The organism is Mucilaginibacter galii (assembly GCF_014635825.1).
GTDB lineage: Bacteria > Bacteroidota > Bacteroidia > Sphingobacteriales > Sphingobacteriaceae > Mucilaginibacter > Mucilaginibacter galii.
Map to the genome: position 1 here is coordinate 573343 of NZ_BMDO01000001.1, position 18746 is coordinate 592088.

Here is an 18746-nt window from a genome sequence, read left to right on the forward strand (position 1 = left end):
TTAAAATTGGGATGATGTATCTTTTAACGCTTGTTTCTTTATTGCTGTATCTATTTTTGCGGGCACGGGGCGCTTTATAGCGGCACTATCCACGTAGCCTTCTGCTTTAATGCCAATTACCTGGTTGGCATACTTAATATTAATGACCCTGTATTTATCCCAGCCCACCTGTGGAATGGCCTGTTTATAAAATATCTGGAGGTTGTGAAACTTTGTTGATAGCGAGTCGGCGCGGCCCAAGAGAATTTTATGGTTGCCTACCCGTGGTATTAACTCAATTTCGCGTGCTTGGTTTACATAAATTTGTGCTATTTGTGCATTCCATAACGTGTCTTTCCTTATAAACTCCGCTGTGCGGTAAATATCTTTAGCCAAACCGGTATGCAGGGTGTCTATACGGTTGGTAAACATCTCATCAATGTTGCCGTTAGCCACCAGTACTTGCGCCGTAAAGTTGTTAGACAGCGGAATTTTTAACCCATGCTGGTCTACATAAAAATCCTGATCAAAACGGTTCAGTATGCGTAATACCGGATGGCGCTGACTAATCTCCACCTGTATGACCCCATCCATATCCATATACACCTTAGCCGACTCGATAAACGGATTGGCTTGCAACTTCTTTTCCAGATCCTGAATATTGATGTTTTCCATTTTGCGACCAACCAGCGTATGGCTGCTTACCTGCAAAATATTGTCAACTTCGGCCTGGTCAATAAAATACTCATTACCCGGTATGTAAACTTTTACCCCGGTACAAACTACGCCTGCTTTTTTTGCACTAATGAAACTCATGAGCACAATTAATCCGGCTAAACTAACCAGCCAGCCAAACGCTATCCCAATTCGCTTCCACGCTATTTTATTCCACATGGCTTAATGCTTGTTTTAAAGGGTTAACTAATTGGTCAATATCTCCGGCACCTACGGTAAGCAGCAACTCGGGCTGGTGCCTTTGTACGTGTTCTATTACGGCTTGTTTGCTTAACAGGTGTTTATCCTGCATTTTCATCCGGCTTAAAATGGTATGAGCATCAACACCAACAATAGGCAACTCGCGTGCGGGGTAAATATCCAGCATCAGCAACTCGTCGGTCATATCTAAAGCCTCGGCAAAACCATCGGCAAAATCGCGCGTGCGGGTAAACAGGTGCGGTTGAAACACGGTAGTCAACTTCCGGTTAGGGAACAGCTTTTTTACCGATGCAATGCAGGCTTTTAATTCTTCAGGGTGATGTGCGTAATCATCTATGTAGATGTTTTTTTCGTTACGAACGATGTACTCGAAGCGACGCTTAACCCCTTTGAATGAGGCTAATGCTTGCTTGATAACCTCACCTTCAACTTGCATGAACAAAGCTACCTGTATAGCGGCTACGGCATTCTCTATATTGTGCATGCCGGGAATACCTATTTCAATATCATCAATAACGGTATCACCGCTTTCGAAATCGAAATAGAAACTGCCGTTCTCAACACGGATATTATGTGCAATGGCATCGGCCGCTTCGGTCTTAATGGTATAGCTGGTGAAAGTGTGCGCTAAAGGCAAGCCTTGTTTAGCTATGAGCTTCCCTCCTGCTTTGATCTGCGAAGCAAACATTTGGAACGATTGGGTCAATTGCTCGTGACTGCCGTAGATATCCAAATGATCGGCATCCATAGAGGTGATCACCGCAATATCGGGGTACAGTGTCAAAAAAGAACGATCATATTCATCAGCTTCCACCACTACGATATTCGATTTTCCGTAAAGCACGTTGCTCTCATAATTGGTAGCAATGCCGCCTAAAAACGCCGTACAGTCTTTACCGGCTTCGGTTAAAATGTGCGCAATTAAGCTGGAGGTAGTGGTTTTACCATGCGTACCCGCTACAGCTACCGTAAACATGCTTTGGCTAATTAAGCCCAAAACCTGCGAACGCTTAAACAACTCGAACCCGGCATTTTTAAAATGATGCAGTATAGCCGAATCTTTAGGAATAGCAGGCGTGTAGATTATCAACGTATGCTCATCAGGTTGGGTAAACTCCGCCGGGATGAGGTTAACATTATCTTCAAAAACTATCTGCATACTTTCTGCTTGCAAGGCATCGGTTAATGGGGTTTCTGTTTTATCATAGCCGCATACCATACAGCCTAAATGACTAAAATATCGGGCCAGGCCACTCATGCCTATACCCCCGATACCAATCAAATAAACCCGCTGTATGTTGCGTAACTCCATCATTTTCTATTTCTCTAAGCCCCTCCCCAGCCCTCCCCGGCAGGGAGGGAGCTTGTTAATTTTAAAGTCCTCCCTCCCGGGGAGGATTTAGGAGGGGCTGCTTTTGTTTACTTTTTACTCTCTTTTATTATATCAATCACATGCTGTGCTATCACCTCATCGGCATTAGGCAGGGCCAGTTTTTTAATATTATTGCCCAGTGTTTCCTGTTCTTCTTTATTATTTAAAAGTTCAAGCGCCTTAGGCACTAATGTGGCGCCGGCCTCGGCATCGGTTACAAAAACTGCGGCATTGGTTTGCACCAGCGCCAGGGCGTTCTTGGTTTGGTGATCTTCGGCCACATTGGGCGAAGGAACCAGGATAACCGGTTTGCCTACAATACACAACTCGGCAATGGTACCGGCACCGGCCCGCGATATAATGATATTGGCCGCTGCGTAAGCCAAATCCATGCGATTTAAAAATTCCACAATACGGATGTTTGGGTGATAGTTTTCGCCCAGCTTTTCCAAAATACCTGCATAGTATACTTTACCGGTTTGCCATATCAACTGCACATCTGCAGCAATCAATTTATCAAGCCCGGCCATCAAGCTTTGGTTCAGCGTACGTGCGCCCAAACTACCACCTGTTACCAGTATGACCTTTTTATTGGGCGAAAGCTTAAACTCTCGTAAAGCTTCTTCACGTTTACCCGCCGTATCTACCGATTGCTTGCGCACCGGGTTACCAGTTTTAACGATCTTATCGGCCGGGAAGAATTTATCCATTTCATCAAAGGCCACGCATATTTTTTTCGCCTTTTTGCTCAGCCATTTATTGGTGATGCCCGCGTAAGAGTTTTGCTCTTGTATAAGCGTTGGTATACCCTTGCCCGAAGCCGCGTACAATAACGGACCCGAGGCATAGCCACCTACACCCACTGCGGCATCGGGTTTAAAATTCTTAATTACCCTGCCTGCCTGGTTTAAACTGGCCAGCAGTTTAATGGGAAATAACAGGTTTTTCCAAAGCGATTTACGCTGGATGCCCTGAATATCTAACCCTATGATTTTATAACCTGCCGCCGGAACCTTTTCCATTTCCATACGGCCATTAGCACCTACAAACAGGATCTCCGTAGCCGGATTCAGCTTTTTCAAAGCATTGGCAATAGCCACCGCCGGGAAAATATGCCCGCCCGTACCACCACCACTAATGATGATGCGCGGAGCAGCCTGCGTTGTATTTCCTTGTTGGTTTGGCATTTAATTAATCTATATCTTGTCTACTATTCCTTCTGTACTCTTGACTCTGTACTCTTATTAAGCTACTTCCAATATTTCGCCCACCACTATTTTCTTCTTGGCCACATTGGCTACCTCATTCTCATCAATATGGCGGCTTACCGACAGGATGATACCAAAAGCTACACTGGTAAACAGGATAGACGTACCACCCATACTCACCAAGGGCATTGGCACACCCGTTACCGGGCCCAAACCTACTGCTACGGCCATATTGGCAAAAGCCTGTATGGTTAAGCTAAAGCTTAACCCTGCTGCCAGTAAAGCCCCAAACGCTTTGGGTGCTTTGGTTACAATTTTTATACACCGGTACAGCAAGAAAAGGTACATAAACATGATGAACACACCACCAAATAAGCCATACTCTTCTATAATAGTGGCATACACAAAATCAGAATATGGGTGAGGCAAAAAGTTACGCTCTGTACTGTTGCCGGGGCCTTTACCAAAAATACCACCGGTAGCAATGGCAATTTTTGAATGGTCTGACTGAAATGATTTATCATTATCCACCTTTTCGGGGTGCATATATGTATTGATACGGGAAATATAAGTTTTACGACGCGGGCCTAAAAGCACTACACCAGTAAGTAACACCGCACCTGCCAAACACACCACGGCAATTTGCTTAACGCTTATACGGCCAATAATTAACAGCAAAATACTTACACCAAAAAGCATTAATGCCGTTGATAAGTTAGCCAGCGCAATTAAAATAAACACCACACACACCGAACCCATGATAGGAATGAACGACTGCTTTACATCTTTTATATGTTCTTGCTTGCGCGAAAGCGTGCGTGCCAGGTAGGTAATTAAAGCGAGTTTAGCCAAATCGGATGTTTGAAACGTAAGTCCGCCCGGGAGCGCAACCCAACGACTTGCACCGTTTACGTGATTACCAAAAAGCAAAGTGTATAACAGCAAGGGAATGGTTACTACCATTAATAGTTTTGATATACCTGCGTAATAACGATAATCCAGCTTATGCGAAACGTACATCAAAACTCCACCACCAACCATCATGAAGAAGTGTTTCAACAAAATAGATTCGTTGGCAACACCGCGCTTATAAGCTAATGTTCCGGTAGCGCTGTATACTGCTAATAACGATATTACCGACAGTAATATCACAATGAGCCATATCCACCTGTCGCCCTTGGTTTTATCTAAAAGTCTGTACATCGTACCGTTGATTTTTTTGATTAGGTGATTCCGTTGAGAAAATCACATTTCAGATACTATTCCTGCTACACTTCTCATTTGCACATCTGCATATCCACTCATCTGCACATCTACATTACAGTTCCATTACCGCTTTCTTAAACTGCTCGCCGCGTTCTTCGTAGTTCTTGAACAGGTCGAAACTGGCGCAAGCCGGTGATAGCAATACGGTATCGCCTTTGGTGGCCAGTTTATAAGCTGCGTTAACGGCATCAAACGCCGAAGCAGTATCTACAATTTTAGCTACCTCGCCGTCAAAGGCAGCGTGAATGCGGCTGTTATCGGTACCCATGCAAACAATGGCTTTCACCTTCTTTTGCACCAGGCCGGCTAATTCGTTGTAGTCGTTACCTTTATCAACACCACCTAAAATCAAAACCACCTTACCATCAGGCATACCTTCAAGCGCATACCAGGTAGAGTTTACGTTGGTGGCCTTAGAATCATTGATAAAGCGGATACCCGAAATATCGGCTACGTGCTCCAGGCGGTGTGCAACGTTTTTAAAGTCGCCCATGCTGTCGCGGATAGACTCGTTTCTCAATTCCAGTACTTTCGACACAATTCCAGAGGCCATTGAATTGTAGATGTTGTGTTTACCCTGTAAAGCCAGTTTGGTGATAGTCATTATAAAATGATTGTTATTTGGTGTATTTATGGTTAGTTCTTCGCCGTTGAGATATGCTCCCAACAGTAATGCTTTTTGTATACTAAAAGGCAGCAATTGTGCTGCAATAGTGCGTTTGCCCACCCCTTTCAGGGTTTCGGCATCATCGGCACAGTAAATAAAATAATCTTCGGCCGTTTGATTTTGCACAATGCGGAACTTGCTGTCGGCATAATTCTCCAGTTTGTAATCGTACCGGTCCAAATGATCGGGCGTAATGTTGAGCAATACGGCAATATGCGCACGGAACTCATACATATCATCGAGCATGAAGCTGCTTAGCTCCAGGACATAGTACTCAAACTTTTCGGTAGCCACCTGGTAAGCAAAGCTATTGCCTATGTTACCGGCCAGGCCCACATTTAACCCTGCATTTTTAAGGATATGATAAGTTAAACCCGTAGTGGTAGTTTTACCGTTAGACCCTGTAATAGCAATAATTTTGGCATCAGTATAACGCCCGGCAAATTCGATCTCCGAGATAACGGGGATGCCTTTTGCGCGTAAAACTTTCACTATAGGCGCTTTTTCAGGAATGCCCGGACTTTTTACCACTTCCGTAGCATTCAATATCTCGCTTTCGGTATGCTGCTTTTCTTCAAAGCGGATATTCCAGCCTTGCAGTTGAGCCTTATACTTATCGGCAATGGCGCCAAAATCCGAAACAAACACTTCATACCCCTGCTGCTGGGCCAGGTAAGCCGCACCCACGCCGCTTTCGCCGGCGCCAAGTACCACTAACCTCTCCCCGGCCCTCTCCAAAGGAGAGGGAGCAGAAGTGGATGATATGTTATTAGTTTCGTTCATTTTTTTAGTCTCTATATATTCTCTTATCTCCTCCCCTTCGGGGAGGCCGGGAGGGGTATTATCTTAATTTTAACGTTATCACCGTAATAATCGCCAGTAATATTCCAATGATCCAGAACCGGGTTACGATCTTGGCTTCGTGGAAACCTTTCTTTTGGTAGTGGTGATGCAGCGGTGCCATCAGGAACACGCGGCGGCCTTCGCCAAAGCGTTGCTTGGTAAACTTAAACCAGCCTACCTGAATAATTACCGATGCGTTCTCGAACACAAAGATGCCGCACAATAAGGGCAACAACAGTTCTTTACGAATCAATATGGCGAAAACGGCAATAATACCGCCTATGGCCAAACTACCCGTATCGCCCATAAATACCTGGGCCGGGAACGAGTTGTACCATAGAAAACCAACACAGGCCCCTACAAAGGCACCGGCAAAAATTACCAGTTCGCCCGAGTTGGGGATGTACATGATGTTCAGGTAATCTGCAATCACAATATTACCCGACACATAGGCCAACACTGCCAACGTTACCCCAATGATGGCGGAGGTACCCGTTGCTAATCCATCAATACCATCTGTAATGTTGGCACCGTTGGAAATGAAAGTGATGATCATGATCACAAAGAACATGAACACCATTAGCGCAAAGCGCTCGTAATTACCTCCTAAAAACTTTAATACCTTGCCGTAATCAAACTCATTGTTCTTATAAAAAGGCACGGTGGTTTTTGTTGACTTAACATCTTGTGTATATACCGGCGTACCATTTTTTAAATGATAGCTTACCGGGGCATCGTATTTAACCGGCAGCTTTACCTCCTGACGCATTTTTATGTCGGTATGGAAGTACATGGTCCAGCCCACAATAATGGCTAAACTTACCTGACCTGTAATTTTGAACTTGCCGGCCAAGCCCTCTTTGTTCTTTTTAAATACTTTAATATAATCATCTAAAAAGCCAATAGCACCCAACCAAACCGTGGTCACCAGCATTAGTATAATGTATATATTATCCAAACGCGCAAACAACAAGGTTGGCACCAGGATACCCAACAGGATAATTAAACCACCCATGGTAGGCGTACCTGCTTTTTGCATTTGTCCTTCTAACCCCAGGTTACGTACGGTTTCGCCTACCTGCTTAAAGCGCAAATAATCAATTAACCTGCGACCCCAAACGGTAGTAACCAGCAACGATACGATTACCGCCATAGCCATGCGGAACGTCAAATACTGGAACACCCCCGCGCCGGGGATATTATAGTTGCGATCCAGATAGCTAAATAGGTAGTAGAGCATGCTTTTTTAAATGTGCAGATATGCTGATGTGCGAATGTGCAGATGAGCTTACTTGCGGTTTATATTTTAATTTTTCGATGTTGTTATTATTCGTCCTAATATTTTAATGATGCTTTGCGCATCTGTTAGCAGATGTTCCTCAAATGGATAACTTTCTGCGTTTTTACATAGTAGCAGCCAGTAATTAGTTTCTTCTGCTTCCTTATATGCTACTTTACATTTATGTATAAAATCGCCTTTGCTTTCTGCCCCTTGTGCCTCTCTAACATTAGCACCAATTGAAGTGCCGCTTCTAAAAAGCTGATTCGCCATATTATACTTCCTCTTTGCTTCAAGCAATTCTGTGAATTGTATAATCTTTAACGAGAAATTAAATGTCAGATCAACGATCAAATTTGGCTTCTCATTCATTTTAAGTCTTCATCATTTACACATCTGCACATCCTCACATCTGCACATTCGCAAACGCGTTCAGTAATTCTTCTTTATCATCAAAGTGATTTTTCACACCATTTATATCCTGATACTTTTCATGGCCTTTACCGGCTAACACAATGATATCTCCCGGCTGAGCCAAATGCACTGCCGTTTTGATAGCTTCACGGCGATCTGTTATGCTGATGGTTTTGCGTTGGTTTGACGGGTCGACACCAGCTTCCATATCACGGATAATTTGCGTCGGGTCTTCCGAACGTGGGTTATCTGAGGTCAGGATCACTTTATCACTCCAGTCGCAGGCCGTTTTGGCCATTACCGGGCGTTTGGTTTTGTCGCGGTCACCCCCACAGCCAATTACGGTGATCACTTTTTCGGTTCCCTTGCGGATGTCTTTCACCGTGCTCAGCACATTTTGAACAGCATCGGGCGTGTGGGCGTAATCAACAATACCAATTACCTTGTTAGGGGCAATAGTGTAATCGAAACGGCCTTCAGCACCGCTTAACTTACTTAGGCTGGTTAACACGGCTTGTTTTTCCTGGCCTAATAATACGGCAGCCGCATATACAGCTAATAAATTGTAAGCATTAAAACTGCCTACCATTTTAAACCACACCTCGTCGCCATCTACATTCAGCAGCAAGCCGCCAAATTGGTTTTCCAAGATCTTCACCTTAAAATCGGCCATATTTTTAAGGCCGTACGCTTTTTTGGTGGCTTTGGTATTTTGCAGCATTACGTTGCCGTTCTTATCGTCGGCATTGGTTAGTGCAAAGGCACCTTTAGGCAGCATATCGAAAAAGCCTTTTTTGGCTTTCAGGTACGCATCAAAAGTTTTATGGTAGTCTAAATGGTCGTGTGTTAAATTGGAAAATATGCCACCGGCAAACGTTAAGCCGTCAATACGATGTTGTGACACCGCGTGCGAGCTAACTTCCATAAAGCAATAATCGCAGCCTTGCACTACCATCTCGTTCAATAACTCATTCAAGGCAACCGGATCGGGGGTGGTATGAGTAGAAGGCACAATCTTACCATTGATCTGATTTTCTACCGTTGAAAGTAACCCGCATTTGTAACCCAGGTCGCGGTATAACTGATATAATAATGTAGCTGTCGTGGTTTTACCGTTGGTACCGGTTACGCCTACCAGCTTCAATTTTTGCGACGGATTATCGTAAAAATTAGTAGCGATGATACCCAAAGCGGCGGCCGAGTTTTGCACCATGATGAAATCTGTTTCACCAACGGTATGGCCGGGCAGGTCTTCACAAATAACGGCTACTGCACCATCTTTGGCGGCTTGCTCCATATAGTCATGCCCGTCTACCACGGTACCGCGTACTGCCACAAAAAGCGACCCCGGCACTACCTTGCGTGAGTCGAACACCACGCTGGTGATATCCACATCGGCACTGCCCTGAAGCTCTGTAAAGGCCAAGCCTTCGAGTAAGTCGCTTAAGTATCTCATTTATTCCAGTTCTAATGTTATGCGTGAACCTTTAGGGATCATGCTGCCACCCGTTACCGACTGGCGCGCCACTAACCCGCTGCCGCGTACGGTTGTTTTGTAACCTGCATTGCCTAACACATACAATGCATCGCTAAGGCCCATACCCGTTACTGATGGCACAGTACCACGTTTGTATTTAATTTCCTGCGAAGGAATGCCATTGCTGGTATCAACTGCGCGCGGTGTGTTAGAAGCGTATAAAGGCTTTACCCCCAATTTGCTGTATACCTGTTGCACGGCCTTCATATTCCCGGTTTTTACCTTGGGCAATTGTGTGTTACCTACGTAGTGAGTTGGCACGTTTTGCTGCATTTCCAGGTCGCTGGAATATACCTTATCGGCAATTTCCCTGAAAACCGGACCTGCAACTGCGGCGCCGTAGTAACCGTTTTTAGGGTCGTTAATAACCACGATCAATGAATATTTAGGCTTATCTGCCGGGAAATAACCTGCAAACGACGCCTGGTATTGTCTTCTGGCTTTGTAACCCTTATTGGCATCAGCTACCTGGGCCGTGCCAGATTTACCTGCAATACGGTACAATGGATTATAGATGATATTTTTACCGGTACCTTCGGTAATTACACCTTCCATCATTTCCTGCATTTTTTTCAGGCTAACGTCTGAGCATATTTTCTCGTTAACTACACGGGCTTTAAACTGCTCTACCGGGTTACCTAAACGCCTGATCTCGCGAACGAAAATTGGCGCTACGTATTTGCCATTATTAGCGATAGCGTTATAGAACGACAGCATTTTCAACGGCGTTAACTGCATTTCATACCCATAAGCCATTTGCGGCAAGGTCATATTTTTGTTCCAGCTGGTGTTTTTAGGGTTTTTTACCACCGGTTGCGCCTCGCCCGGAATCTGCAATTGCAGTTTTTCGTTCAAGTGCCAGTCATACAAATGATCGGTAAACTTGGATGGATTGTTCTTATAATTTTTATTTACTAAGTAGGCAACCGCGGCGTTTGATGACTCTTCAAACGCCTTTTTAACGGTTACCACTCCAATACTGCCGTGTGAATCTGTAATAGTATGCCCCGGAATAGGATAAGTACCGGTAGCTACCATGGTATTCGTGTCCACATATTTATCTTCTAACAGAGCTAAATATGATGCGATTTTAAAGGTAGAACCCGGATCCTGGTTACCAGCTATAGCATAGTTGAATTTTTCCTGATACTCACCGGGTGCAACTTTACTGTAATTAGCTACCGCACGAATCTCGCCCGTAGATACTTCCATCAAAATGGCTGCGCCATGATCGGCATTGCTGATGATCAACTGCTTTTGCAAAGCGTTTTGCACTACATCCTGAAAGTTAACATCAATGGTAGATATGATATCGGCACCCTCTTTAGGCGCAATTTCTTCTTCCTGGTTTACGGGCATCCAAACGCCGCCTGCAATACGTTGCATTAAACGTTTGCCGCTTTCGCCTTTAATATATTCGGCGTAAGCACCCTCTAATCCAACCGGATTTTTAACGTTGGCGTTATTATAACCAATAGTACGGGCAGCCAGCGTACGGAATGGCAAAATGCGCTTGTTTTGCTGAACGATAATTAGCCCGCCTTTATAACGACCCAAATTGAATATCGGAAATTTGCGGATCTTCTTTAAGTCTTGGTAAGACACTCTGCGACGAATCAATTGGTAACGCAGACTATCTTTACGGGCATCTCGCAGTATGCGCGAGTACTCGCCGGCCGGCCTGTCGGCAAAAAATGCTGACATTTTCATAGCCAATGAATCTACTTTGCTGTAAAACACCTTATCATCGGCAATACCACCGGCCAGCATATCCATGTGGAGCTCATATTCAGGCACCGAGGTAGCCAGCAAACTGCCATCAACGGCAAAAATATTACCGCGGGCGGCATCAATATTTACGTAGCGGGTGCTCAGGCTATCGGCCATAGCTTTCCACTTTTTGCCTTGAGCGAACTGTAAATGGCAAAGCTTGAAAAAAACAGCAAAGGCCAGCATTACAATGAGGCCAAAAGCAAGGTATACCCTTAATAATATGTTGGTCCTGATGTTCATTTGACTACCTCCGCATCTGTTAACTTTTGGGGCGGCTCTATCGGCGCTGTTATTCCCAAGGTATCTACACGTTTAGCCACTTCGGTTTGCGTGCTTTTGTAGGCCATATCGGCCTTGGTAGTTTTAAAATCCCAACTCAACTCTTTAACCTCTTTACTTACCTTATCTATATTGCGCAGGTTATTCTCGGCAACATGACGGTTAGCAATGTAAACCATGCCTAATAAAGCCAGATAAAATACAAAGGGCAAAGCACGGGTAACTGCATCTGTAGAGATCACACCCTTACTCAGCAAATTGGTTAAAAAGTTTTCCGGGTTTTCGGGCACCGGAATCTCTTTCACCAAAATTTCCTTTTCAGCTTCTTCTTCCTGAATTTCTGTACGTAAACGGTTGCTCATCTTTTTACAGCTATTCTTAGTTTAGCACTACGTGCCCTGTTGTTCTCTAATAGTTCATCTTCGGTAGCGGTAATTGCGCCGCGGCTAACAGCCGTCAGCGGTTTTTGATCGTTACCGTAAAAATCTTTTTCCACCTCGCCGCTAAATTTTCCTTTAGCAATGAAATTCTTTACCAGGCGGTCTTCTAACGAGTGGTACGACATTACCACCAACCGGCCTTCGGTACCCAGCACCTCAGCACATTGAGTTAAAAACTCTTTCAATGCCTCCAGTTCCTGGTTTACCTCTATTCGCAGCGCCTGGAACACTTGCGCCAGGTATTTATTTTCTTTACCACGCGGTATTAAACCGGCAATGGCATTTTTTAAATCAGCTATCGTACTCAGCGGACCGTTTAGTCTTGCCGTGGCAATGGTACGGGCCAGCGATTTGGCATTTTGTATTTCGCCGTAAATGCCAAAAATGCGATGCAGATCGGCCTCGGCATATGTATTAACTACCTGCTTGGCGGTTAACTCTGATGCCTGATTCATGCGCATATCCAGCTCAGCATCAAACCTGATAGAGAACCCCCTGTCGGCTTCATCAAACTGGTGCGACGATACGCCCAAATCTGCCAGGATACCATCTACCGGAATGGCACCATGTAAACGGCAAAAATTTTTGAGGTAACGAAAATTTTGGTCAACAAACACAAAACGATCATCCTCAATAGCATTACGCTGCGCATCAGCATCCTGATCAAAAGCAATTAATCGCCCGCCTTTGCCCAGGTGCTTCATAATTTCGCGCGAGTGGCCGCCACCGCCAAAAGTCACATCTACATAAGTACCATCGGGCTTTATATCAAGCGCCTCAATACATTCCTGCAGCATAACCGGATTATGGTAATTACTCATTACCTCCCCTTCCTAAACCACCCATTACCTCTTCGGCCAGGTTAGCAAAATTTTCGGGAGCACTATCCATCTGCGCATCATAAGCAGCCTGGTCCCAAACTTCTATCTTATTAAACTGACAGCTCAATACCACCTCGGTGTTTATACCGGCATACTCCATCAGCGCCTTTGGCAACAACACCCGGTTACTGGCATCGAGCGTTAACTCACTGGCGCCGCGGGTAAAGTAGCGGATAAACTCGCGGGTACGCTTTTCGTACTGGTTTAGCTTACTCAGGTCGTCTACTATTTTATCCCACTCTTTCCGGGTATAGATCACTAAATGCTTTTCAAAGCCACGATTGATCACAAGCCCCTCACGCTCAGCTTCGGGAAGCTGCTTCTTGAGGCCTGTAGGGATCATCATCCGCCCTTTAGCATCCAGTTTACAATCAAATTCTCCTAAAAAGTGGGACATGCCGACAACTCTTCTAATATTTCTAATGTAAAAGTAGTACACAATTTCCACTTTCCTCCACTTTTCCCCACTAAAAAGTTATTAACACCCACCGTGCATAACTTTACTCCCACCCACGCAAAACAATTATGTAAATACCTGATAGTGAATATTTTACTTTAAATTAATTTAGAGATATAAATTTTCTTAAAACTAAAATAACAGCCTGATTTTGAACCGAATGACGAGATAAGCCAGTGTTTAGCCAAGCATTAATTAGCCGTTCCTTAATTAATTTTATTTCCCTGAACCGGGTATTTTTATAAGTAAGTAATTAAGAATATTAACTTTTTAAAGAATTTGCCACTACGTTGAGATGCATGACGGGCATAATTTAGAGTGTTAAGCCATTGTTATATTGCTGTTTATGCTTAGTGAAGAACAGTAGTCCAGGCATATTTTGCCGATAACTCAAGGGTGGCCATTATTAAAGAGCAAAGCCCGGTTTGCTAAATCTATTTATGGGCAAGGCACAATATTTTCCTATCTTTCGTGCCTTATGATCGTAATTATTCAGTGCCGCGACCGGGTGGGTTTGGTGGCTGCTATATCGGGCGAATTAACGCACGCCAAACTCAACATTATATCGATGGATGAGTTTGTGGACAAAGCCAACAACCGCTTCTTTGTTCGCCTTGATGTAGAGCAAACCATTAATAAACAACAACTGGAGTTTGAACTCAAACAACTACTGCCCGATGACGCTATAATTACCATAAACCCGGTGCCCGAAAAAAAGATAGTGGTGCTGGTCACTAAAGAATACCACTGCCTGGCAGATATACTGGTACGCAACTACTTTAAAACCCTGGGCGCCACCGTGCAATGTGTAATTGGCAATCATGATACGCTGGCCGATGTTTGCCGCAGATTCGATATCCCATTTCACCACATTACGCACGAGCAGCCTAAGGAACAATTTGAGGATGCTATTGCACAAGCCATAGAGAACTATACACCCGACTATATAGTACTGGCTAAATTTATGCGGATACTATCCCCTGCGTTTGTGGCTCGTTTTGAAAAACGCCTCATTAATATACATCATTCCTTTTTACCTGCCTTTGTAGGCGCCAGTCCGTACCGGCAGGCTTACGACCGCGGCGTTAAGCTTATTGGCGCCACTGCCCACTTTGTAACCAACGATTTGGATGAAGGGCCCATTATTGCCCAGCAAACCATCCCGGTGAACCATACCTATACCGCAGCCGATATGGTAAAGGCCGGGCGCGAAATTGAAACGGCCGTGCTGGCCAAAGCCTTGCAACTGGTATTTGAAGACAGGGTATTTGTTTATAAGAAAAAGACGGTAGTATTTGACTAAAGAAGTCCCTCCCAACCCTCCTCGGGAGGGAGGGCTACATATAAAACATTCCAATTTATAGCAGACAAGAAACATTTAATATGAAAAAAATTAAAAAAACATCAATTTCAAAAACCCTCCCTCACGGGGAGGGTTGGGTGGGGCTTCTTTTATTACTATTTATAATTAGTGCCTTATTTACAGCCTGCAACAGCCAGAAAACGCAAACCGGTAAACCTACACTTGTTGGCAAATGGCAAATGACCGAAACCCTGGCCGATATTGGCGATGGCAAGGCTACCTGGACGCCTGTTTCTAAAGACAGCGTTCAGTATGTAGAGTTTAGTAAAGATGGCAAGGTAAGCGGCAATGCATTTTATAATACTACGGCCTACAAACTCGTTGACAGCAATCATGTCGAATTTTCTATCACCGGCAATACTTCGTTAATTACACACAGATATCAGGTAACTGCAACCACCTTGCTGCTTAACCCGCCTTGCCGCGAAGCCTGCGGTATGCGTTTTATACGAATGAAGTAAGATGAGTCTGAAATATTAAGATTATGGATCAACCGCAAAACCTCCCCAAGCTTAACCCCGAAGAAATACGCGTGTTAGGCTCACTCATGGAAAAAAGCCGAACCACGCCCGACTACTACCCCATGACACTGAATGGATTAACGGCCGCCTGCAACCAAAAATCGGCCCGCAGGCCGGTGGTGCAGTATGACGACGATACGGTGATGCGTACGCTTGACTCTTTGAAAAAACGCGGACTTATTTCTACCGCCACCGGTGGCAGCAGCCGGGCTATCAAATACAAGCACAATTTTGCTATCGTATTCCCGGTAGTGCCCGCCCAGGTAGCCGTAATTTGCCTCTTACTGCTTCGCGGACCGCAAACACCCGGCGAAATAAACACCAACTCGGGCCGGTTATACGAATTTGAATCGCTTGACGATGTGCAGGAAGTGTTGGAGCAGTTAAGCAGCGGGGATGTGTCCTACCTTACTCAACTCCCCCGCCGCAGCGGGCAAAAGGAAGCGCGCTACATGCACCTCTTAGGCGAAAGCCTGGACATACCCGAAAATGATGAACCTGAAAGCACTACGACCGCTAACTCATCTGTAGCTGAGCTTGAAACACGGGTAGCTAAACTCGAAGAAGAACTGGCTGCCATGCGTACAGAGTTTGATAAGTTGATGAAGGAATTGATGGGGTAAAGCTTTTTGGGTATTAGCTAAATTTACCCTTATTAACTGTATCGTTCTACTAATACTTTCCGTATGGGTAACATACCATTTAAGCCGGATACGACCATGATAAAATATTGCTTCATAATTATTGCACTACTTGCTGTAAGCTGCAAAAAAGAGAATAGTAACCCCAATAGTGATAATATTGTGGGCAGGTGGCAGCTTACATCTTACGGAGGTGGCTTTGATGGCAAAACGTATTATCCCGCCGCTAATGAAGTAACCATCATCACTTTTAATGCTGATGAAACTTATCTTAAAACAGTTAACGGTAATACCACAGCCAACGGTAAATATTCCTTAGGGCAGGTTTTAAGCATATATTCGGGCAAAAACGATAATGCTTTAAAATTTGACAACCAGTCGAACTGGAACGTTATCAGCATAAAGAATACTACACTTGAAATTAACAGTAATGCTTACGATGGCGGCGGTTCAACCTATGTTAGAAAATAACAAGTTTGATACCATGCATTATTTGCACAGTTAGTGAATTGATGTTTCATTAATACGATCACTACTTAAAACACTCTTTTTAGGATATCGAGTCGGCTCAAATCAAACTTATCTTAGAATATGATGTTGAGAATCGAGAGATATGAATAAGCCGCTACTATACTGTACTAAGTGCCATAAGCCTTTCCACTACCGCTTACCCAAACCCTTTATATTTCGCACACTGCTATTCTTCATCCCTGTTCAAAGCTTTTTTTGCGCTAATTGTGTAACCTCGCGTTACCACATCATGACTAAAAAAGAATCGATGAAGTACTATATCTAATTACATATCGGGCTCTAAAACATCCTGCGTTTTACGCTTAGAAATAACCAGGCCAACAATTACCATTATACCACCTAACACAGCGTATAAAGTAACCGCTTCGCCAAGCAGCCAGTACCCATACAGGTACCCCAGCACCGGCACCAGGTACAACCATGACGCTGCTGACACCGCATCTTTTTTAATCAGATACAACCAAAGCAAATTAGCCACAAATGATAGCATAATGATAAGCCAGGTCAGCGATAAGAGAAGGTTAACATCGAAGTGCCTGACATGACTGGCCTTAAATAACCAGCAAAAAGGCAACAGGATCAATCCGCCGATGAAAACCTGCCATACATTGAAAACCATGTTATGTAAGGAAACCCTGGTTACCGATATGTACATGCTGCTTAAGGCGTAGGCCGTCATGTAAACAGCAAGTAAGATAATGCCGGTAACGGTGATGGTTGCCGTAGGTAAAGCGGATAGTGCGGCCAGCAATAAGCCCGAAAATGCCACCAGCATCCCCACAATTTCAAAACGGCTTAACTTACGCTTGAGGAATATGGACGACAGTAAAGCGATCAACAAGGGCGTTACCGCCGTAAATAACATACTGATTCCTGCCGAAGCATATTTTTGCGCCGCAAAGAACGACCCGAGCGTTAACGTGGTATTCAACATTCCATAAATGACAATAGATTTCCACTCGTTGCGATAAGGTATAAAGCGGTGCTTTTTATGAAGCAGGAAGTAAGGTGCAAACACAATCCCCGTTATAAGGAAGCGTAAACTGGCCAGCATCAGCGCATCGGCCGAGCGTATGCCAAATTTAGCCGCAATAGCCCCGGTTGCCCATAAGACTGCAAATAACAAGCCGGGCAGGATGTTTTTGTACATGGCAGCAAAGTTAATGGATGAAACATTTATATACCTCCCTTATTTTTAAAGGGGTGAACATATACACGCCAAATTGTGCGACAGCGCATAAAAAACGAGGAATACGGATAACGGAGGTTACTTGCAGTATATTTTCTTAGTTAAAATTTTGATACATTTTTATCCCTTGGTTTGAGCATCATGCACTCGCACGGTGTGAGATAAGCACTTAATTATCAATGTACAAATCTGAACATTTGAGTAACAATTTTGATATAAACTACCATCGTTATAACTACTAAACCTGTTACTTTAGGTTAACCAAAAATTAATCTATATGAACAAAAAACTATTACTAGCGAAAGCAACCCGGAAGGTTGCCTTTGGAGCTGCTGCCATTATTGTGCTGGCTGGTTCATCAATGTTAACAAGCTGCAAAAAAGGAGCCGAGGCAAAGCCGGAGGAAGTGCCTAACGAAAGCGCCCCAGCTAAAGCGGTACAATCCTACCAGTCGGGCACCAACAACGGCTACTTTTGGTCGCTTTGGAAAAGTGACGGGGCAACCGGAACTTGCACTTACACCAATGGTTCTAACGGAAATTATTCCATTTCGTGGAGTGGTTTTAACGGTAACTTTACTTGTGGTAAAGGCTGGAGCGCGGGTTCTAAGACCAGAACTGTAAATTACAATTGCGGATCTTTTAGCATGAATGGCGGCGGATCTTTTGCTTACTACGGCTGGACAAGAAGCCCGCTTATTGAGTACTATGTGAACGAAAAATGGGGTGGTTCAAGACCTGCATCGTCAGATCGTCGCGGATCGGTTAGTACCGATGGTGGTACGTATGATATATATACGGCTCTCCGCACCAACGCTCCTTCCATTGATGGCACGCAAACTTTTCGTCAGGTTTTTAGCACCCGCACATCTCAGGCACCAACCGCGCAAAACAGAAGCATTACTTTTGCTAACCATGTGAACGCCTGGGCAAGTGCAGGATTACCCATTGGAAGTGACATTTCTCCCTCGGCCATACTGCTAACAGAGTCTTACGGTACAGGTACCAGCGGATATGTTAACGCAAGTGTTTGGTAGCAATAACACGCCAAGACGAAGCTAATTTCACTTATTTTTTTCGTTAAACATGAAAGCCGTCGAGTGTTTACACCGGCGGCTTTCTTATACTATACCGAAAGATCGGTGTTGGGCATAACCTATAAAAAGCCGTT

18 protein-coding genes are annotated in these 18746 nt (G+C 44.4%); 5 read left to right on the forward strand and 13 right to left on the reverse strand.

Going from position 1 to position 18746, the window contains the following annotated elements; translation table 11 throughout:
- The 12 genes from IEV61_RS02500 to mraZ all read right to left on the reverse strand — a co-directional run bounded on the left by IEV61_RS02500 (position 1) and on the right by mraZ (position 13271).
- Positions 1 to 873: a cell division protein FtsQ/DivIB gene (locus IEV61_RS02500; protein WP_188413468.1), complete on the reverse strand. Its 873-nt coding sequence runs from the start codon at positions 871 to 873 to the stop codon at positions 1 to 3.
- A complete protein-coding gene (murC, locus tag IEV61_RS02505; RefSeq protein WP_188414413.1) occupies positions 863 to 2227 on the reverse strand; it encodes a UDP-N-acetylmuramate--L-alanine ligase in 1365 nt (454 codons plus the stop codon). The genes IEV61_RS02500 and murC overlap by 11 nt, the downstream gene beginning before the upstream one ends.
- Before the next feature lie 107 nt (positions 2228 to 2334).
- A complete protein-coding gene (gene murG, locus IEV61_RS02510; protein WP_188413470.1) occupies positions 2335 to 3474 on the reverse strand; it encodes an undecaprenyldiphospho-muramoylpentapeptide beta-N-acetylglucosaminyltransferase in 1140 nt (379 codons plus the stop codon).
- A gap of 57 nt (positions 3475 to 3531) precedes the next feature.
- A complete protein-coding gene (locus IEV61_RS02515; protein WP_188413472.1) occupies positions 3532 to 4698 on the reverse strand; it encodes an FtsW/RodA/SpoVE family cell cycle protein in 1167 nt (388 codons plus the stop codon).
- 115 nt (positions 4699 to 4813) lie between these two features.
- Positions 4814 to 6211 carry a UDP-N-acetylmuramoyl-L-alanine--D-glutamate ligase gene (murD, locus tag IEV61_RS02520; protein ID WP_188413474.1) on the reverse strand — a complete coding sequence of 466 codons (1398 nt, stop codon included), beginning with the start codon at positions 6209 to 6211 and terminating at the stop codon, positions 4814 to 4816.
- 58 nt (positions 6212 to 6269) lie between these two features.
- Positions 6270 to 7511 (reverse strand): phospho-N-acetylmuramoyl-pentapeptide-transferase, encoded by a 1242-nt coding sequence (gene mraY, locus IEV61_RS02525; RefSeq protein WP_188413476.1) that lies wholly within the window; start codon positions 7509 to 7511, stop codon positions 6270 to 6272.
- Positions 7512 to 7577: 66 nt separating this feature from the next.
- The gene (locus IEV61_RS02530) at positions 7578 to 7922 is read right to left on the reverse strand and encodes a four helix bundle protein (RefSeq protein WP_188413478.1); all 345 of its coding nucleotides are present in this window, start codon (positions 7920 to 7922) and stop codon (positions 7578 to 7580) included.
- 34 nt (positions 7923 to 7956) lie between these two features.
- Positions 7957 to 9420: a UDP-N-acetylmuramoyl-L-alanyl-D-glutamate--2,6-diaminopimelate ligase gene (locus IEV61_RS02535; protein WP_188413480.1), complete on the reverse strand. Its 1464-nt coding sequence runs from the start codon at positions 9418 to 9420 to the stop codon at positions 7957 to 7959.
- On the reverse strand, positions 9421 to 11514 hold the full coding sequence (locus IEV61_RS02540; RefSeq protein WP_188413482.1) for a PASTA domain-containing penicillin-binding protein: 2094 nt from the start codon (positions 11512 to 11514) through the stop codon (positions 9421 to 9423).
- On the reverse strand, positions 11511 to 11915 hold the full coding sequence (locus IEV61_RS02545; protein WP_188413484.1) for an FtsL-like putative cell division protein: 405 nt from the start codon (positions 11913 to 11915) through the stop codon (positions 11511 to 11513). The genes IEV61_RS02540 and IEV61_RS02545 overlap by 4 nt, the downstream gene beginning before the upstream one ends.
- Positions 11912 to 12814, reverse strand: coding sequence for a 16S rRNA (cytosine(1402)-N(4))-methyltransferase RsmH (gene rsmH / locus IEV61_RS02550; protein WP_188413485.1), 903 nt, complete (start codon positions 12812 to 12814; stop codon positions 11912 to 11914). Before rsmH ends, IEV61_RS02545 begins: the two co-directional genes overlap by 4 nt.
- Positions 12807 to 13271: a division/cell wall cluster transcriptional repressor MraZ gene (gene mraZ, locus IEV61_RS02555; RefSeq protein WP_188413487.1), complete on the reverse strand. Its 465-nt coding sequence runs from the start codon at positions 13269 to 13271 to the stop codon at positions 12807 to 12809. Before mraZ ends, rsmH begins: the two co-directional genes overlap by 8 nt.
- A gap of 538 nt (positions 13272 to 13809) precedes the next feature.
- On the opposite strand from mraZ, the gene purU reads away from it, so the two are divergent.
- The 4 genes from purU to IEV61_RS02575 all read left to right on the forward strand — a co-directional run bounded on the left by purU (position 13810) and on the right by IEV61_RS02575 (position 16327).
- Positions 13810 to 14634, forward strand: a complete 825-nt coding sequence (gene purU / locus IEV61_RS02560; protein ID WP_188413489.1) for a formyltetrahydrofolate deformylase — start codon at positions 13810 to 13812, stop codon at positions 14632 to 14634.
- Between the two features lie 80 nt (positions 14635 to 14714).
- Positions 14715 to 15155: a lipocalin-like domain-containing protein gene (locus IEV61_RS02565; protein ID WP_188413491.1), complete on the forward strand. Its 441-nt coding sequence runs from the start codon at positions 14715 to 14717 to the stop codon at positions 15153 to 15155.
- A gap of 23 nt (positions 15156 to 15178) precedes the next feature.
- The gene (locus tag IEV61_RS02570) at positions 15179 to 15838 is read left to right on the forward strand and encodes a YceH family protein (protein ID WP_188413493.1); all 660 of its coding nucleotides are present in this window, start codon (positions 15179 to 15181) and stop codon (positions 15836 to 15838) included.
- A gap of 96 nt (positions 15839 to 15934) precedes the next feature.
- Entirely contained in the window at positions 15935 to 16327 is a 393-nt protein-coding gene (locus IEV61_RS02575) for a hypothetical protein (RefSeq protein WP_188413494.1), read from the forward strand.
- A 325-nt stretch (positions 16328 to 16652) separates the two neighbouring features.
- Here the strand turns inward: IEV61_RS02575 and IEV61_RS02580 are convergent, their stop codons facing one another.
- Entirely contained in the window at positions 16653 to 17537 is an 885-nt protein-coding gene (locus IEV61_RS02580; protein WP_188413497.1) for a DMT family transporter, read from the reverse strand.
- A gap of 316 nt (positions 17538 to 17853) precedes the next feature.
- Here IEV61_RS02580 and IEV61_RS02585 point away from each other — a divergent pair, with 316 nt between their 5' ends.
- Positions 17854 to 18612 (forward strand): glycoside hydrolase family 11 protein, encoded by a 759-nt coding sequence (locus tag IEV61_RS02585; RefSeq protein WP_229747007.1) that lies wholly within the window; start codon positions 17854 to 17856, stop codon positions 18610 to 18612.
- Positions 18613 to 18746: the final 134 nt, after the last annotated feature.

Excerpts from the sequence above, each read along its gene's own strand:
- IEV61_RS02500 (WP_188413468.1), bottom strand. The coding sequence starts at position 873 with ATGTGGAATAAAATAGCGTGGAAGCGAATTGGGATAGCGTTTGGCTGG.
- murC (WP_188414413.1), bottom strand. The coding sequence starts at position 2,227 with ATGGAGTTACGCAACATACAGCGGGTTTATTTGATTGGTATCGGGGGT.
- murG (WP_188413470.1), bottom strand. The coding sequence starts at position 3,474 with ATGCCAAACCAACAAGGAAATACAACGCAGGCTGCTCCGCGCATCATC.
- IEV61_RS02515 (WP_188413472.1), bottom strand. The coding sequence starts at position 4,698 with ATGTACAGACTTTTAGATAAAACCAAGGGCGACAGGTGGATATGGCTC.
- murD (WP_188413474.1), bottom strand. The coding sequence starts at position 6,211 with ATGAACGAAACTAATAACATATCATCCACTTCTGCTCCCTCTCCTTTG.
- mraY (WP_188413476.1), bottom strand. The coding sequence starts at position 7,511 with ATGCTCTACTACCTATTTAGCTATCTGGATCGCAACTATAATATCCCC.
- IEV61_RS02530 (WP_188413478.1), bottom strand. The coding sequence starts at position 7,922 with ATGAATGAGAAGCCAAATTTGATCGTTGATCTGACATTTAATTTCTCG.
- IEV61_RS02535 (WP_188413480.1), bottom strand. The coding sequence starts at position 9,420 with ATGAGATACTTAAGCGACTTACTCGAAGGCTTGGCCTTTACAGAGCTT.
- IEV61_RS02540 (WP_188413482.1), bottom strand. The coding sequence starts at position 11,514 with ATGAACATCAGGACCAACATATTATTAAGGGTATACCTTGCTTTTGGC.
- IEV61_RS02545 (WP_188413484.1), bottom strand. The coding sequence starts at position 11,915 with ATGAGCAACCGTTTACGTACAGAAATTCAGGAAGAAGAAGCTGAAAAG.
- rsmH (WP_188413485.1), bottom strand. The coding sequence starts at position 12,814 with ATGAGTAATTACCATAATCCGGTTATGCTGCAGGAATGTATTGAGGCG.
- mraZ (WP_188413487.1), bottom strand. The coding sequence starts at position 13,271 with ATGTCCCACTTTTTAGGAGAATTTGATTGTAAACTGGATGCTAAAGGG.
- purU (WP_188413489.1), top strand. The coding sequence starts at position 13,810 with ATGATCGTAATTATTCAGTGCCGCGACCGGGTGGGTTTGGTGGCTGCT.
- IEV61_RS02565 (WP_188413491.1), top strand. The coding sequence starts at position 14,715 with ATGAAAAAAATTAAAAAAACATCAATTTCAAAAACCCTCCCTCACGGG.
- IEV61_RS02570 (WP_188413493.1), top strand. The coding sequence starts at position 15,179 with ATGGATCAACCGCAAAACCTCCCCAAGCTTAACCCCGAAGAAATACGC.
- IEV61_RS02575 (WP_188413494.1), top strand. The coding sequence starts at position 15,935 with ATGATAAAATATTGCTTCATAATTATTGCACTACTTGCTGTAAGCTGC.
- IEV61_RS02580 (WP_188413497.1), bottom strand. The coding sequence starts at position 17,537 with ATGTACAAAAACATCCTGCCCGGCTTGTTATTTGCAGTCTTATGGGCA.
- IEV61_RS02585 (WP_229747007.1), top strand. The coding sequence starts at position 17,854 with ATGAACAAAAAACTATTACTAGCGAAAGCAACCCGGAAGGTTGCCTTT.